Here is a 16,550-nt window from a genome sequence, read left to right as displayed (position 1 = left end):
TCCGCCGACGTGCGACGCGGCCCGCCGAGGCACCGTGCCCGGCGGGCCCACCACCCCCCACCTCGGAAGGTTCCCCGTGCTCCAGCACGCCCTGATCGCCCACGACCTCGTCCGCGACCTCGGCGGCCGACGCGTCCTCGACGGCGTCGGCCTGACCGCCGCCCCCGGCCACCGGATCGGCCTGATCGGGGAGAACGGCGCCGGCAAGTCCACCCTGCTGCGGGTGCTCGCCGGCGTGGACGAACCCGACGCGGGAAGCGTCTCGCGCCCCGCGGACCTCGGCTTCCTCCACCAGGAGATGCCCTTCGAGCCCCGCGCCACCGTCGCCGCCGTCCTGGACGACGCGCTGCGCGAGGCCCGCGAGGACCTCGCGGAGCTGGACCGGCTCGGCGCGGAGATCGCCCGCCTCCCGGAGTCCGACCCCGGCCACCCGGACCTCCTGGACGCCTACGGCAGGCGCCTGGAACAGGCCCGGTACCGGGAGTCGTGGGACGCCGACCGCCGGGCCGAACTGGTCCTCGACGGGCTGGGCCTGGACGCCCTCGGGCACGACCGCACGCTCGGCTCGCTGTCCGGCGGGCAGCGCGGCCGGCTGGCGCTCGCCGCGCTGCTCGTGCGACGGCCGGCCGCGCTGCTGCTGGACGAGCCGACCAACCACCTCGACGACGGCGCCGCCGCCTTCCTGGAGGAGCGGGTCCGCGAACTGCCCGGCACCGTCGTCGTCGCCACCCACGACCGGGCGTTCCTCGACGCCGTCTGCACCGATCTGGTCGACCTCGACCCGGCGGTGGACGGACCGGTCCGCTACGGCGGCGGCTACCGCGCCTACCTGGGCGAGCAGCGCGCCGAGCGGGAGCGCTGGGAGCGGCGCCACGCCGAGGAGCAGCAGGAACTGGCGCGGCTGCGCCAGTCCGCCGGCGTGACCGCCCACCTGGTCGCACCGGACCGGGGGCCGCGCGACCACGAGAAGATGGGCTACGGCCACCGGGCGGGCCGGGTGCAGAGCCAGGTCTCCCGCCGGGTGCGCAACGCCACCCGGCGGCTGGAGGAGCTGGAGCGCGCACAGGTCCCCGCGCCGCCGCGCCCGCTGCGGTTCGCCGTCCGGGCGCTGGCGGCGGAGGCCGAGGCGCCGGGTGCGGAGGCCGAGGCGGCGGTGACGATGGCGGAGGTGGTGGCGGACGTCAACGCCCCGGCCGCGGACGCCGGTGCGCCGATCGCCGGCACCGGGGAGGACCCGCGGCCGCTGGTGTCGCTCCGGGACGTCCGGGTACCCTGCCGGCTCGTACTGGACGCACTGGAGGTGGCGGCGACCGACCGGCTGCTGGTCACGGGCGGCAACGGGACGGGCAAGTCGACGCTGCTCGCCGTCCTCGCCGGGCACCTCGCCGCCGAGGGCACCGTCCGCCGGCGCCCCGGGCTGACGGTCGGGCTGCTCACCCAGGACACCGTGTTCGACCGGCCCGACCGCACCGCCCGCACCATCTACCGGCTGGCGCTGGGAGCGGCGCGCGCCGAGGAGGTGCCGCTCGGCTCGCTGGGGCTGCTGCCCGCGGCGGACCTGGACGAGCCCGTCGGCCGGCTGTCCGTCGGGCAGCGCCGACGGCTCGCACTGGCGCTCCTGGTCGCCGACCCGCCCGGACTGCTGCTGCTCGACGAGCCCACCAACCACATCTCCCCACGGCTGTGCGACGAACTGGAGGAGGCCCTCGGCGCCGGTCCCGGCGCGATCGTCCTCGCGAGCCACGACCGCTGGCTGCGCCGGCGCTGGCGGGGCCGCGAGCTGCGGCTGGACCCGGCCGGCGCCACGCGTTATTGCACCTCGACACAGTCACCTGTCAGCATGGTGATGTGAACCTTGACCATGTCTTCGTCTGCGGGCACCCGGCTCTGGACTTCGCGGCCACGCTCCGTGCACGACGCACGGTCCGGTTCGAGATGTTCGTGACGCCGGAGCGCCTGAACGCCTGGTACCTGGACTGCGGGCTGGTGGACACGATCACGCCCGGTGACGAGCACGACGTCCGCGAGGCGACGACCGTCCGCGAGGCGATCTACCGGCTCGTCACCAACCGGCGGCTCGACGAGGCCTTCGACCGCGAGGCGCTCGCCGTGCTCAACGCCGCCGCGCGAAAGCCGCCCGTGACACCGCAGCTCACCATGACCGGGCGGCACAACGAGGCGACCCCCGAGCAGGCGCTGGCGACCGTCGCGCGCCAGGCGGTCGAACTCCTCAGCGGCCCGGACGTCCCCCTGATGAAGGAGTGCGGCAACCCGGAGTGCACCCGGGTCTACATCGACCGGTCCCGGGGCATGCGCCGCCAGTGGTGCGGCATGGAGTCCTGCGGCAACAAGATCAAGGCCGCCGCCTACCGCGCGCGGAAGAAGACGCCGTCCGCCGCGGGCGCCCGGTAGTCCCTCCACGACCGCACGCCTCGGCGGCCGGACCCCGGCTTGGGTGCCATGCAGCACCATCCACGCCGAGGGGGTGAACGGTTGTGACCCGCCGTCCGGACCGGCCTCTGCCCGGTGACCTGCTCGCGGAACTCCTGGGCCGGCACGACGAACCGTGCCCGGCGAAGGAACTGCGGGACGAACTCATGGAGAAGCACCCGAAGCGCGCCCCGACGCCCCGGGTCGTGCGGTGCGGTGCGATGCGATGCGGGAGTGTGGGCGGGTCCCGTGCGGGACGGGGGAACAGGCACGGGACCCGCCGTCAGGGGGTGCGGCTCAGGCGGCGACGCCGGCGTGGATGACGACCGGGATGTTGCCCCGCGTGGCCTTGGAGTACGGGCAGATCCGGTGGGCGGCGTGCGCCAGCTCCTCGGCGGTGGCCCGGTCCACGCCGCCGAGCACGGGACGGAGGACCGCGGAGAGCGCGAACTCGTCGTCGTCGCCGTGGGTCAGCGTGATCTCGGCGGTGATGGTGGTGCTGGTGAGCCGGATTCCGCGGTCGCCGGCCGCCCGGCGAAGGGCCCCGAGGAAGCACGCGGCCCAGCCGGCCGCGAGGAGCTGCTCCGGGTTGGTCGCCGTACCGCCGCCGCCGAACTCCTTCGGAGTGGCGAGACCGGTCTCCAGCAGCCCGTCGGAGGAACGGACCCGGCCGCCGTTGCGGCCCTCACCGTCGACGTCGACAACGGCGGTGTAGCTGACTGCCATGACTGGTGCTCCCCATCTGGATCGAATCGGCGTCCGACCCGTCACGGTGACGCACTCACACCTTCGCAGCGTCACCGGTCGAGCCGGTGACGCAATGATGGCAACCCCACGCGTCACCAGTCAAGCCGGTGACGCATGTCGACGGCCTCCGCACCCGCCGCCGAACCGCCCGCGGGAGACCGGCCCTGACGCGACGCCAGGCCCGAGCGATGCCGGGCCCGAGCGACGGCGGGCCCGGGGCGGATACCACACAGCAGGCGGAAAGCCGGAGAACATGCCGAAGCCGAACCGCCCCGAGGCCGGTACGTGCTATGGCCGACCGGCCGCACACATGCCATGCTCTCCGAGGCGACGGATGGGGACCGACCGGCGGGGGTACCGTGGAGTTCCATGTGCTCGGAGCAGTCGAACTGTCCGTCCACGGAAGGCCCGTGGCGCTCGGGACCAACAAGCTGCGCTGTCTCGCCGCGGCACTCGCACTCGACGTCGGCCGACCGGTACCACTGGACACCCTGATCACCCGGCTCTGGGGCGACGAGCCCCCGGCCAAAGCCCGGGAGGCCGTGCACTCCTACGTCTCCCGGCTGCGCTCCGCGCTCCGGAAGGCACAGCACGCCGACGACGGCGCGCCACCCGCGGTGATCAACCGCAAGTCGCACGCCTACGCCCTGGACACCGATCCGAACCGGGTCGACTGGCCCCGGTACGTGCGGCTCGGGCGACGCGCCCGATCGCTCGCCGACGCGGGCAACGACCGCCAGGCGCTCGAACTCCTGCGGCGCGCCGACGACACCTGGCGGGGCGAGCCCCTCGCCGGCCTGCCCGGCCAATGGGCCCGGGCCACCAGAAGCACCATGCGCGACCAGTGGCTCGCCACCATGCTGACCCGCTGCGAGGTCGAGCTCAGACTCGGGCACTTCGCCGAACTCGTCCCCGAACTGGCCGCGTTGGCGGAACAGCGACCGACCGACGAGCGGGTGGCGGGCCACCTGATCACCGCGCTCTACGGCTGCGACAGGTTCGCCGAGGCGCTGGACGTGTTCCGGCGGACCCGGCGGGAACTGCTGGAGTACCTCGGCGCCGAACCCGGCGAACAGCTCAGGGCACTTCAGCAGCGCATCCTCCGCCGCGCCCCGATCGGCGAGATCCTGACCCGCCCGGGACGGCCCGTCGCTGCGCCCATCGCCGCCGAGCACGGCCCCGCGCGCAGCAACTACCTCCCCGTGCGGCACCGGATGGTGGGCCGCGACGCCGAACTCCGGCACCTGCTGTCGGCGCCCACGAGCGGCTCGCCGGACAGCGCGGGCGGCTGCATCCGCGCGGTCTCCGGCATGGCCGGCACCGGGAAGACCAGCCTCGTCGTCACCGCCGCGCACCTCCTCCGGGACCGCTTCCCGGACGGCCGGTACTACGTCGACCTCCGCGCCAACGGCGGCGCCCAACAGCCGCTGGACACCGAGGCGGTGGCGACCTTGCTGCTCAGACAGTTCGGGGTCCCGGCCGCCTCGATCCCCACCGACCGGGACGAGCTGGCCTCCCGGTGCCGCGGCCTGCTCGCCGAACGCCGGGCCGTGGTCGTGCTCGACGACGCCCGAGGGCCCGGACAGGTCCGCCCCCTGCTCCCGGGCAATCCCGCCGCCTGCATCCTCGTCACCAGCCGTCACCGGCTCGCCGAACTCCCCTGCAGTCCGCTCTACCTCGACCCCATGTCGCCCGAGGACGCGGCCGGACTCTTCGTCGCACTGGCCGGAAAGGAACGGACCGGCGATCCCGCCGAGGTCGATGCGCTCGTCGAGCGGTGCGGCGGGCTCCCGCTCGCCGTCGACCTGGCGGCGAGCCGGTTCAAGGCCCACCCCACCTGGTCCCTGGAACACTTCGTGCGGCGGCTGTCCCGCCGCAGCGGCCGGCTCAACGAACTCCGCCACGGGCTCGAAAGCGTGGCCCTGGCCTTCGACGTGTCGTACCGCTCGCTCTCCCGCACCCAGCAGGAGGCGTTCCGCCGCCTCGGCCTGCACCCCGGCCCCGACCTCGGCCCCGACACCGCCGCCGCCCTGATCGGACGCCCCCTGCGGGAGACCGACCGGATCCTGGAGAGCCTGCACGACCTGCACATGCTCCAGGAGAACTCGCCGGAACGGTACGTGCTGCACGACCTCCTGCGCGAGTTCGCCGTCGATCTCGTCACGGCCGAGGAACGGCAGCAGGCTGTACGGCGACTCATCGGGTTCGCGCTGCGGGCAGCCGATCGAGCCGACCGCACGCTCAATCCCCGGCGATTCCGGCGGACCGTCCCCGAGCTGCCGCAACTCGCCCCCACGGGAGGGCTGGTGAATGAGCTGGCGGACGAGCTCGACTGGCCCGACGACAAGGCGATCAAGGCCTGGCTGAGGGCGGAACTCCCCGGCCTGGTCTCAGTGGAGGCTCATGCCAGAGCCACCGGCCTGGGCGAGGAGGCCGCCTGGCTCGCCCATGTCCTCGCCGAACTTCTCGACTCCGAGGGGCTGTGGCGCGAGGCCGACGAGATGCACCGAGCCGCGACCCACCACTGGCACAGCCGGGGTGAGGACATGGCGGAGAGCCACGCCCTCCTGGCCTTGGCCTCGATCCGGATCCACACCGCCCGGTACACCCTCGCCGAACGCGCCGCCGAACGCACACTCGCCATCGCGCGAGCGGCTGGCGACGCCGGGTGCGCTGCGGAGGCGATGGAGAGACTCGCAAGGATCCATTGGAGCCAGAGCGATCTGTCGACTGCACTGTCGATGCAGCGCCAGGTCGTCGAGGTTCACCGAAAATCGGGCGACGAATGGAACAGAGCCCGATGCCTGAACAATCTCGGGGCGGTCCTCATACATCTCGGCGACACCCAGGAAGCGTTGGAATCGTTCACCGAGGCTCTGCCTTTGGCTGAATCATTGAACGATTCGCGCCTCCGGCTCCAGATTCTCGGCAATCTCGCCGGAACGCATATCAACGCCCGGAATCCGGATGCCGCCCGCGATGCCTTCGAACAGATCCTGGCCATCGGGGAAGACATCTTGTCACCGGACAACCTGGCAATCATCCGCATGAACCTTGCGGGTTCCCTGCCGCTCCCCGCCGAGTCAGCCCGCGCCACCGAACTCCTCCGGTCCGCACTCCACACCTTTCGCCAGACCGGGAACCGTCAGGACGAGGCCGACGCGATCAACGGGCTGGGAACTGTATACCTGGAGACGGGCCGGAACGACGCCGCCCTGGACCGGCACGCGCAGGCCCTCGAACTCGCCCGATCGATCGGCGCCCAGCGCGAGGCGGCCGCCGCACTGCGCGGACTCGGCCGAGCCGAGCACGCCCTTGACCGGACATCCGAGGCGCTCAACCACCTCCAGCAAGCCGTCTCCCTCTCCCGGCAGATCGAGGCGACAGAGGAAGAGGCCCACGCCTGCGAGGCGCTGGCCGAGCTGCAGTTGCAGGCCGGACAGGTTGCCGCGGCCCGCACGACACTTCAGCGCGCCGTTGAGCTCGCCGAGTCAGCTCGCCTGCCAGAATCGAAAACAATGCGCAATCTTCGCAACAAATTCGATCAGCAAACCGAATAAAACTCGCCAAGTTGGCTCAATGCCAACTCCTGGCAGGTTCGATTTGGCGCACGGACCGACTGTCATGCAATCATTCCCGATAATCCGCTCAAACGATCATCGGGAAAGAATTTTCGTGAGCAAATTTGTCCTGTACGCGGCGGCCATCGCAGCCATAGTCCTGCCCTCGCCCGCCGTCCCCTCGCATGGCGCTTCCGACGTCCCTGCGACAACGTCGACCATTCAGGCCTGGAAGCCGATCTGGGCACTCCAGGCGGAGGTCGACGCCCCCGCCACCGGGATCGAACCCGCTGCCGGTACGGCCGCCTGAGGCACCCTGGTGACCCGGCCCGCCGCCTACGACGAGGCGGCGGGCGGGGTTCACCAGAAGCGGCGGTGCAGCGCCATGTGCACGGTGTCGACGGCCTGGATCAGCGCGGCCCGGGTGGTGCCCGTGGGATGGATCCCGCCGACGAGCAGGAAGCCGTGCATCACACCCTGGTAGCGCGTCGACACCACCGGCACACCGGCCGCCCGGAGCCTGGCCGCATACGCCTCGCCCTCGTCCCGCAGCACATCGGCCTCCGCCGTGACCACCAGCGCCGGCGGCAACCCCACCAGCTCCTCCAACGACGCCCGCAACGGCGCCGCCGTGGCCCGCGTACGCAGCCGCGGTTCGGGCAGGTAGTCGTCCCAGAACCGGCGCATGTGGTCACGATGCAAGAAATAACCGCTGGCGAAACGACGGTACGAGCCGGTGTCGAAGTCCGCATCGGTGACCGGGTACAGCAGCACCTGCTGCGCCAGCCGCACATCGCCGCGCTCACGCGCCAGCAGCGTCAACGCCGCCACCAGATTGGCCCCCGCGGAGTCGCCGACAGCCGCGATCCGGCTGCCGACGAGGCCGATCTCGTGGCCGTGCTCCTGGATCCAGCGGGCCACCGCGTGGCACTGCTCGACCGCCACCGGATAACGCGCCGCGGGCGCCCGGTCATAGTCGACGTAGACGACGGCGGCGTCGGTTCCGAGGGCGAACTTCCGGATCAGCCGGGCGTAGCAGGCGGCGTCGCCCAGCGACCAGCCGAGGCCGGGCAGGAACAGCACCACCGGACTCGGCTCGGCGGCACCGACCGGTCTGGTCACCTGGACGTGCACCCGCCCGGTCGGCCCGCAGGGCAGTGCGAGCCACTCCGAGGTGGTGCCGTACGGATCGTCCGGGTCCCCGCTCCCCGTCCCGCCCCCGCCGCCGCCGCCCCCGGACGCGCCGTCGCCCGGGGCGCTGTCGGACACCGCGAACGAGAGGTCCGGCAGTTCGTCGGCGGACCGGCCGACCCGGGCGTCCAGGAACTCCTGGAGCGCCCGGTCGAGCACCGGTCGCCGGTCGGACAGGGGGGTGGGGTCGGACAACTCTCTGCTCCTGGCTTCGGTCGACGGGCACGGTGGCTCCGTGTGTGCCCCGGCCGTGGTGGCCTGGTCGTGCCCTGCGGCGGGCGGCCGGCTCCTCAGCCGGCTTCGTCGTACGGGCGTGCCCGCCACTCGCGCGGCGGGACGCCGTAGGCGGCGCGGAAGGCCCGGCTGAAGTGCGCCGGGTTGGCGAAGCCCCAGCGCTGGGCGACGGCCGACACGGTGGGCGCGGTGCGGCCGCGCCGGGCCAGCTCGCCGGCGCAGGCGTCCAGGCGGAGCCGCTGGACGAGGCGGCTCACCGTCACGCCCTCGCCCTCGAAGAGCCGGTGCAGGTAGCGCACGGAGATGTGGTGGGCCCGGGCGATCCGCTCGGGCGACAGGTCCGGGTCGCCCAGGTGGCGGTCGATGTACTCCCGCACCCGCCGGACCAGGTGGGCGTTCCGGGCACCCGGTCCGTCGGCCTCCCCGGCCGGTACCAGCTGGGCGATGAGGGTGCTGAACAGGCCGGCGACGCTGCCGGCCAGCCGGTCCCCGACCGGGTCGGGATAGGAGTGCGCGGAGGCGGCGAGAACACCCAGGAAGGGCAGGATCACCGGTCCGCACCCGTCGGTCGGGCCGACGGCCGTCGCGGAGGCGTGCCGCAGGTCGCGCTCCGGGACCCCCAGCAGGCGGCGCGGCACGTGGAACAGGTGGGTGCGGAACCGCTCCGGGTAGTCCACCGCGAACGGGCGCGCCGTGTCGTAGAGGACCAGCCCGCCCGGCGGCACCTCCGCGCGGCGCCCGTCCTGCTCCAGGACGGCCCGGCCCGACACCTGCACGCCGACCCCGACCTGCGGCTCGCTGTGCGGCGTGCGCGCGATCAGCGCCGCCGTGCGGGAGAGCCGGGCCGCGTCGGCCTCCAGCGTGGAGATCCGCACGTACCCGAGGCGGTGCGACTCCAGGAGTCCGTCGAACGGCCGCCCGGTGAGCGGGCGCACCTCCAGCGGCACCAGCGACCGCGACACCGCTCCGCTCCAGAAGGCCGCCTTGTCGCGGTCCGCGACCGACGCCGTCGTCACCCGCAAGCCCATCTGACCGTCCTTCCGCCGGAGTCCTGCGCACTCTCAGCGTGGCCCGCGGGCGCGGCGGGCCGGTAGGTCATCTGACTGTCGTCCCGGGGCGGTGCGCCGGGAAACCCGGCGGGGTGGCCGGGGCAAGCCGGCCGGGCGGACGTTTCCCCAGGTCAGCCGCCATCGAGGGCATGGGCGAGCGCGGCCCGCGAGGTGATGCCGAGCTTGGGGAAGATCTTGTAGAGGTGAGCCCCGACGGTACGGGGCGACAGCCGGAGCTGCCGGCCGATCTCCTTGTTGGTCAGGCCGGTCGCGGCCAGCCGGGCGATGCGCAGCTCCTGGCCGGTCAGCCCGGACGGGTCGGCGGCCGGTCCGTCCTGCGGCAGCGCCACGGAGTCGCCCGCGGCCCGCAGTTCCTCCTCGCACTGCGCCGCCCAGGGGGTGGCCCGCAGCCGACGGAACACGTGGTGGGCCGCGCGCAGCGTCTCCCTGGCCCCGGGCCGGTGGCGGCGGCGCAGCCACGCGCCGTGGGCGAGCCTGAGCCGCGCGAGGTCGAACACCCACTGCTCGGCGCCCGGTACCGCGTACGCGGCGAGGTAGGCGGCCTCGGCCTCGGGGTCGTCCGCGGCCAGCGCGGTGGCGGCCGCGCACAGGAAGGCGTGGCGTCCGGAGATCTCCGCCGAGCGCGCCGCGGCTCCGGCCGCGAGGTGGGCGCGGGCCTCGTCGAGGCGTCCGGTGTGCACGGCGGCCGTCACCAGGTCGAGGACCAGCGTGTGGTGCCACGGCTGGCCGCCGGGCAGGCGCCCGGGCGGGGTGAGTTCGCAGAAGTGCGCGTACGCCTCCTCGTAGCGCCGGTGGGCAAGCGCGGCCAGGCCCCGCAGATGGGTCAGGCGGTCGAGGACGTACCGCATCCGGGCGCGCGTGGCGACCGGCCCGATGGTCCGCTCGATCTCCTGGAGCCCGGCCACGTCGCCCCGGCCGGCCAGGAAGTGGGCGTAGTACTGGCGGAACATCAGGCCGTTCGTGTGGTAGCCGAGCTCGTCCGCCTCCTCGGCCTCGCGCAGGCAGACGGCCGCCCGGTCCCAGTGCCCGAGCAGGTAGTCCTGGTGGGCCTTGGCCTTGGCGACCGAGCCCTGGGTGGCGTAGCCGTGCAGCCCGGAGAAGCGCTGCCACAGAGCGCTGTCGGGGTTGTCGAGCGCCGAAGCGGTCCAGAGCAGCAGCCAGGCCGCGCCGGCCTCCTGCTCCTCGGTCATGCCGTCGGCGGTCGCCAGCAGGGCGGCGGCCGCGTCCGGGCCCGGCTCGGTCCAGGCCCGCAGACAGAGCCGGCCCACGTCGGAGACGTCGTCCCGGTGCCGTTCCAGGGCGCGCCAGGCCCAGGGGTCGTCCGTGTACGTGGCGGCGAGGAGCAGCTTGAACCAGGCCTGTTCGACCAGCCCCCCGAAGGTGTCGGCGCCCGGCGCGGTCAGCGCGTCGAGGGCCGCGGGCAGCAGCGCGGCGGAGGACTCGAAGTCGACGCGGTGGCTCTGGTCGGCGTAGACCACCGCGTACGAGAACAGCGGGGCGATGTCCTGCGGGACCGTGCTGCTCCTCAGTTCCTCCACCAGGGCCGCGGTGTGGCGCAGCTGCCCGCCGCGGGCCGACATCACGGCGGCCCGGGTGAGCCTGCGGACGCGGTCGCAGGAGCTGGGGCTGAGGACGGCGGCGCGTTCCAGCAGGAGGGCGCCCTCCGCCTCGCCGCCCCGGCGGGCCAGCTCGTGGCCGGCCTCCTGGAGGCGGTGCGCGAGGTCCTCGTCGGGCAGCAGGGCGGCGGCCGCCTCGTGGACCAGTCGCCGGGGGTCCTCCGGTGCGAGGGCCTCGGACAGCGCGCGGTGGGCCTCCCGGCGGGCGGTGTCGGAGGCGGCGGAGACGACGGCGGTGCGTACCAGGGGGTGCCGGAACACGAGCTGTCCGGCCTGGTCGAGCCGGGCCAGGCCCTCGGCCTCGATCCGTTCCAGGATCTCCCGCGCGTTCTCGTCCGCGAGGGCGCGGAGCCACTCGGCGCTGCCGGAGTCCGGGCCGGTGGCCAGGGCGCCGAGCAGCAGCAGGCGGCCGACCTCCGGCGTCACCGTGCCGAGCCGTTCGGCGAACATCCGTTCCAGCTTCCGCCCCAGGGGCAGCCGTTCGGGCAGCGGGGCGGCTCCCCGCTGCTGGGCGTCCGCCAGCTGGCGCGGCAGTTCGACCAGCGCCAGCGGGTTCCCGGCCGCCTCGGCCAGGACGCGTTCCCTGGCGGGCACCGCGAGTTCGGGGTAGCGGGTGCCCAGCAGCAGGGCCGCGTCCTCGCGGGGCAGGGCCGGGACGTCGACGGCCTCGGCCGACCAGGTCTGGGCGGCCGGTCCGTTCGCGCGGCTGGCCCCGACGATCACCACCGGCAGTTCGGCGCACCGCCGGTGCAGGAAGGCGAAGACGGTCGCGCTCGACGAGTCGATCCAGTGCAGGTCGTCCAGGACCAGCAGCACGGGGGCGGTCCGTACCGCCCGCTCCAGCAGGGCCAGTGTCGCGGCGCCGACGGCGAAGCCGCTCGGAGTGCCGGAGCGGATGCCGAAGGCGCTGTCCAGGGCCTCGCGCTGATGCGCGGACAGCGCGTCGGAGTGCTGGAGCAGCGACCAGAACGCCTGGTGGAGGGCCCCGAACGCGAGGTCCGTCTCCGCCTCCGTGCCGACCGCGCGCAGGACGGTGAACCCGCGCTCGCGCGCCAGTCGCTCCACCCAGGCCACCAGCGTGCTCTTCCCGACACCGGCGTCGCCGCGCAGCAGGACGGTGGACCCGCTCGCGCCGTCCACGGCCTGGACCAGCGCCGCGGTCAGCAGTCCCGTCTGCCGCTGCCGCCCGACCAGGACCGGAAACCGTCTGTCCTCCGCCACTGGTTCCTCTCCCTCGGGCCGGCCGATCCGCTCACCGGGCGTCCCAGGCTACCGCCCGCCGGAACCACCGTTCCGCTGCCGGTACGGCCCCGGACCCCGGCGGCCCGGCCCGTCGACGGGCACCGTCGCCGGCGGTCCCCGTGCCGCTGCCGCCGGGGCGGGGCGGGGACGGAGCCGTCCCGGTCACTCGCGGTAGAGCAGCACGGTGAGCGCGGCCAGCACGGCGCTGGCGACCAGGGCCCAGGCGATCTGCCCGTGCAGGACCAGCAGCGCGCCGGGGACGGCGCCGGCGAGCATGGTGACGACGGAGAGGATCTTGCGGCGCTGGCGGGGGGCGGCGCCCCCGGCCGGGCGGGAGTCGGCGGCCAGGCCGGTCAGGGTGAGGGTCAGCACGGTGGTGGTGAGGTCCGGTACGCCCAGGCCCCGCACGGTGGCGTTGCGGATGCCCATCGCCAGGGCGAGCAGGGCGATCACCGCGTACTGCGCGAACCCCTCGGGGCTCCGCACGAAGAGGACGGCGGCGGCCGCGGCGTGCAGCACGGCCTCCAGGGCGAAGGCCGCGCGCAGTCGTGCGGGTCGCCGGGTCGCGCCCTGGCGGGTGGCGATCCGGCCGGCCACCCCGGCGCCGAGGAGAAAGGCCGCGAGGGAGGTCAGGGAGCCGACCACGGAGAAGCCGGGCGCTCCGGCGAGGGCGAAGGCGACGACCACGACGTTGCCGGTCATGTTCGCGGTGAAGACGTGGCCGAGGCCGAGGTAGCTGACGGCGTCGATCAGGCCGCTGACCAGGGTGAGGGCGAACAGGGCCAGCGCCAGCGGGTGGCGGTCGTGGATCTGCGGTCCGGACGGCTGCGGCGGCGGGGGTGTGGTCACGACGGCTCCTCGTACGGAAGGGGGCTGCGGGCGGGGGCGCCGCCCCGGGCCTCGGCGAGCGGCCCGGGGCGGCGCCCCGCTGCGGAACTGACGGCGCCTCGGGGGAATCAGAGGAAGCAGGGGTCCGTCGGCAGCTGGGACTGTCCGGGCAGGGCGAGGCCGCGGGCCGCGCGCCAGGCGTGCTGCTCGCCGGAGGCCGCCACGGCCTCCAGGACGCCCTCGGCCTGGCGGACCCCGGCAGCCAGGCTGGGGGCGGGGGTGGCGTGGTAGCCGCCGAAGCGGGTGACCGGGCTCCAGGAGGGCGTCACCTCGGGCAGCTCCGGGGCCAGGCCCTCGTGCTCCCCGGTGGCGTGGACGATGCGTCCGCCGACGACCGTCAGCACGGACTCGATGTGCGGGATGTCGGCCTCGGGCACGGTGAAGTAGTCGGCGTCGAGCAGCGCGAGGTCCGCGTAACTGCCGACCGTCAGACGGCCCTTGACGTCCTGCTCGCCGGTGAGGCGGGCGCCGCCGAGGGTGTAGAGCTCCAGGGCCTGTTCGCGGCTGAGGCGGTTGTGCTCGGCGGCGAGCCGCCGCCCGGAGACGGCGCGGCCGGAGACCAGCCAGTGCAGGGCGACCCACGGGTTGTAGGAGGAGACGCGGGTGGCGTCGGTGCCCGCGGCGACAGTCAGCCCGCGGTCGAGCATCGCGCGCAGCGGGGGTGCTTCGGCGGCGGCGGGGGCGCCGTAGCGGGAGACGAAGGCCTCGCCCTGGAAGGACAGGCGGTTCTGGACGGAGACGGCGCCGCCGAGGGCGGCGATGCGGTCGAGGCTTTCGGGGCTGACGGTTTCGGCGTGGTCGAAGAGCCAGCGGTTGCCCTGGGGGAAGAGGCCCTCGGCGGCGAGCTTCTCGAAGACGGCGAGGTCGCGGCGGATCGTCTCGTCGTAGGTGGCGTGCAGGCGGAAGCCCCAGCCGTTCTCCATGAGGATCCGGACGGCCTTCTCGAACTCGCTCTCGTAGGCACCCAGTTGCGGCCTGGGCTCGGTGAAGTTCTCGAAGTCGGCGGCGGCCCAGGTGAGGTTCTCCCCCGCGCCGTTGAGGCGCAGCCACTCGTCGCCCTCGCCGGGGCGGACGGTGTTGACCCAGCGGGTGAGGTCGTCGAGCTCCTGACCGGCGGTCTGCGGGAAGAGGTGGTAGGCGATGCGCAGGCTCAGCTCGCCGCGGCGGGCGAGTTCCATGACGGTGCCGTAGTTCTCGGGGAAGCTCTGGAAGCCGCCGGCGGCGTCGATCGCGGAGGTGAGGCCGAAGCGGTTCAGTTCGCGCAGGAAGTGGCGGGTGGAGCCGATGCGGTCGGCCTCGTCCAGGGTGGGGGCCTTGGCGAGGGTGGAGTAGAGCAGCAGGGCGCCGGGGGCGGCGATCAGCAGGCCGGTGGGCTCGCCGTCGTGTCCGCGCACGATCTGGCCGCCGGCCGGGTCGGGGGTGTCCCGGGTGAAGCCGGCCGCGCGCAGGGCCGCCTTGTTGAGCAGCGCCGACTGGTAGAGGTGCAGGACGAAGACGGGGGTGTCGGGCGCCGCGGCGTTGAGCTCGGCCAGGGTGGGCAGGCGCCGTTCGGCGAACTGGTCGGCGGACCACCCGCCGACCACCCGCACCCACTGGCCGGGCGGGGTGCGCTCGGCCTGCAGGCGCAGCATCGCCAGGGCCTCGCGCAGCGTCGGCACGCCGTCCCAGCGCAGCTCCATCACGTAGTTGAGGCCGCCGCGGATGACGTGCAGGTGCGCGTCGTTGAGTCCGGGGACGGCCCGGCGCCCGAGCGCGTCGACCACCCGGGTGCCGGGGCCGACCAGCGGAGCGACGTCCGCGTCGTCGCCGACCGCCCGGATCAGACCGTCCCGGATGGCCACAGCGGTGGCCCGGGGGCGGCGCGGATCGTTGGTGAACACCTTGGCGTTGCGCACGACGAGGTCGGCGGGCTGCTCGGGAGCACCGGGGCGCACCCCGGCAACGGGCATGGTGGACAAGGGAAGTCCCTTCGTTGGGTGGTGTTTCGGCGCAGGCCTCGCAGCGAACCTAGGCGGACCGCGGCGGGCGAGGTTCTCCGCAGCGCATCGCCAGTTGCCCGGCAGCGCACTTCACCGTCCGACGGTCCGGTTCCCGTGGATCCGCCCGTGGCCGTGCGTTGTGGGAACAGTCCCGGGCGCGCAGCGAGCAGAACCCCGCACGGGCCGCGGGCTAGTGTCGTCGACGTACCGCCCCGCCGATCCGGCCGGGCGCCTGACGCAGTGTCATGTTCCTGTGTCGTTCCCCGCATTCACGAGAAGAGAGAGCCGTCATGGTTGACTTCGCGAACGTTCACGCCGCTCCGAGCCCGGACCTGCTGACCCCCGACAACGCGATGATGCTGTTCGTCGACCACCAGCCGCAGATGTTCTTCGGCACCGGCAGCGGCGACCGCACCGCGATCATCAACGCCACCGTCGGCCTGGCCAAGGCCGCGAAGATCTTCGGCGTTCCGACGGTGCTGTCCACCGTCGCCGCCGAGTCCTTCTCCGGCCCGATCCTGCCGCAGCTGCAGGCCGTCTTCCCCGAGCAGGAGGTCGTCGACCGCACCAGCATGAACGCCTGGGAGGACGAGGCCCTGGTCGAGGCCGTCAAGGCCACCGGCCGCAAGAAGATCATCCTCTCCGGCCTGTGGACCGAGGTCTGCCTCGTCCTGCCCGCCCTGTCCGCCCTCGACCAGGGCTACGAGGTCTACGTCGTCGCCGACGCCTCCGGCGGCGTCAGCCCGCTGGCCCACGAGCACGCCCTGCAGCGGATGACCGCCGCCGGCGCCGTGCCCGTCACCTGGATCCAGGTCCTGCTGGAGCTCCAGCGCGACTGGGCCCGCACCGAGACCTACGTCGCGGTCACCGAGCTCGTCAAGGAGCACGGCGGCGCCTACGGCATGGGCCTCGTCTACGCCCAGTCCATGATCAACCCGCACGCCGCCGGCTGACCGAACCCACCCGACGGAGTCCGACATGAACACCGGCCTACTCCTGCTGCGCGTGGTCGTCGGCCTGTTGCTCGCCGGGCACGGCGTCCAGAAGGTCAGCTTCCACCTCGGCGGCGGCGGACTGGAGGGCGGCACCGCCGAGTTCCGGGGCGACGGCTTCCGCGGCGGCAGGCTCACCGCGCTGGCCGCCGGCGTCACCCAGGTCGGGGCCGGGCTGATGCTCGCCCTCGGCCTGCTCACCCCGCTGGCCGCCGCGGGCGTCATGGGCGTGATGACCGTCGCTCTGACGGTCAAGTGGCCCCACGGCCTGTGGGTCCAGCACGACGGGTACGAGTTCCCCCTCGTCCTGATCGTCACCGCCGCGGCACTGACCGCCACCGGCCCCGGCCAGTGGTCGCTCGACGGGGCCCTCGGCCTCGCCGCCTGGCCGCTGTGGTGCCTGCCCGCCGCCGTCCTCGCCGGCGTGGGCGGCGGACTCGCCACCCGCCTCGCCCTGCACCGCACCTGACACCCGCGCGACGCGAACGGGCTCGGGCCCCTGGAAGGGAAACCCTCCAGGGGGCCCCGCCCCGTCGCGGGGCCCCCCCCCCCCCCCGAGGTAACGCCCCGGGGGAAGACCCGGGGGGGGATAAAACAAAAC

At 73.9% G+C, this 16,550-nt stretch carries 11 protein-coding genes and 1 pseudogene; 6 read left to right on the top strand and 6 right to left on the bottom strand.

Annotation, left to right across the window (positions count from 1 at the left end; all coding sequences use genetic code 11):
* The first annotated feature begins 76 nt into the window (after nucleotides 1–76).
* Together ACFVVA_RS19260 and ACFVVA_RS19255 are read left to right on the top strand one after the other, a co-directional pair.
* A complete protein-coding gene (locus tag ACFVVA_RS19260; RefSeq protein ID WP_387690962.1) occupies nucleotides 77–1,852 on the top strand; it encodes an ABC-F family ATP-binding cassette domain-containing protein in 1,776 nt (591 codons plus the stop codon).
* Nucleotides 1,849–2,412: a CGNR zinc finger domain-containing protein gene (locus ACFVVA_RS19255; RefSeq protein ID WP_387690960.1), complete on the top strand. Its 564-nt coding sequence runs from the start codon at nucleotides 1,849–1,851 to the stop codon at nucleotides 2,410–2,412. The genes ACFVVA_RS19260 and ACFVVA_RS19255 overlap by 4 nt, the downstream gene beginning before the upstream one ends.
* A 315-nt stretch (nucleotides 2,413–2,727) precedes the next feature.
* Here ACFVVA_RS19255 and ACFVVA_RS19250 read toward each other — a convergent pair whose 3' ends face one another.
* Complete coding sequence (locus tag ACFVVA_RS19250; RefSeq protein ID WP_387690958.1) at nucleotides 2,728–3,156, bottom strand: Ohr family peroxiredoxin; 429 nt, start codon at nucleotides 3,154–3,156, stop codon at nucleotides 2,728–2,730.
* Between the two features lie 209 nt (nucleotides 3,157–3,365).
* Here ACFVVA_RS19250 and ACFVVA_RS19245 point away from each other — a divergent pair.
* Nucleotides 3,366–3,758 (top strand): annotated as a pseudogene (locus ACFVVA_RS19245) (winged helix-turn-helix domain-containing protein); the annotation flags it as partial.
* A gap of 36 nt (nucleotides 3,759–3,794) precedes the next feature.
* Nucleotides 3,795–6,737: a tetratricopeptide repeat protein gene (locus ACFVVA_RS19240; RefSeq protein WP_387691233.1), complete on the top strand. Its 2,943-nt coding sequence runs from the start codon at nucleotides 3,795–3,797 to the stop codon at nucleotides 6,735–6,737.
* A 360-nt stretch (nucleotides 6,738–7,097) separates the two neighbouring features.
* Here ACFVVA_RS19240 and ACFVVA_RS19235 read toward each other — a convergent pair whose 3' ends face one another.
* From ACFVVA_RS19235 to ACFVVA_RS19215, 5 genes are all read right to left on the bottom strand, one after another.
* Nucleotides 7,098–8,123, bottom strand: coding sequence for an alpha/beta hydrolase (locus ACFVVA_RS19235; protein ID WP_387690956.1), 1,026 nt, complete (start codon nucleotides 8,121–8,123; stop codon nucleotides 7,098–7,100).
* 95 nt (nucleotides 8,124–8,218) lie between these two features.
* A complete protein-coding gene (locus ACFVVA_RS19230) occupies nucleotides 8,219–9,190 on the bottom strand; it encodes a helix-turn-helix domain-containing protein (protein WP_387690955.1) in 972 nt (323 codons plus the stop codon).
* A 152-nt stretch (nucleotides 9,191–9,342) separates the two neighbouring features.
* On the bottom strand, nucleotides 9,343–12,069 hold the full coding sequence (locus ACFVVA_RS19225; protein WP_387690953.1) for an AAA family ATPase: 2,727 nt from the start codon (nucleotides 12,067–12,069) through the stop codon (nucleotides 9,343–9,345).
* A 183-nt stretch (nucleotides 12,070–12,252) separates the two neighbouring features.
* Nucleotides 12,253–12,939: a YoaK family protein gene (locus ACFVVA_RS19220; protein ID WP_387690951.1), complete on the bottom strand. Its 687-nt coding sequence runs from the start codon at nucleotides 12,937–12,939 to the stop codon at nucleotides 12,253–12,255.
* A 107-nt stretch (nucleotides 12,940–13,046) separates the two neighbouring features.
* Nucleotides 13,047–14,927: an amidohydrolase gene (locus ACFVVA_RS19215; protein WP_387691231.1), complete on the bottom strand. Its 1,881-nt coding sequence runs from the start codon at nucleotides 14,925–14,927 to the stop codon at nucleotides 13,047–13,049.
* A gap of 320 nt (nucleotides 14,928–15,247) precedes the next feature.
* Between ACFVVA_RS19215 and ACFVVA_RS19210 the strand changes: the two genes are divergently transcribed.
* On the top strand, nucleotides 15,248–15,910 hold the full coding sequence (locus ACFVVA_RS19210; RefSeq protein WP_387690949.1) for a hydrolase: 663 nt from the start codon (nucleotides 15,248–15,250) through the stop codon (nucleotides 15,908–15,910).
* A 25-nt stretch (nucleotides 15,911–15,935) separates the two neighbouring features.
* Nucleotides 15,936–16,418 carry a DoxX family protein gene (locus ACFVVA_RS19205; protein WP_387690947.1) on the top strand — a complete coding sequence of 161 codons (483 nt, stop codon included), beginning with the start codon at nucleotides 15,936–15,938 and terminating at the stop codon, nucleotides 16,416–16,418.
* Nucleotides 16,419–16,550 lie beyond the last annotated feature (132 nt).

Origin of the sequence: Kitasatospora sp. NPDC058048 (assembly GCF_042885555.1) — a bacterium.
Classification (GTDB): Bacteria; Actinomycetota; Actinomycetes; order Streptomycetales; family Streptomycetaceae; genus Kitasatospora; species Kitasatospora lactacystinica.
This window is presented reverse-complemented; position numbering and strand designations above follow the sequence as displayed.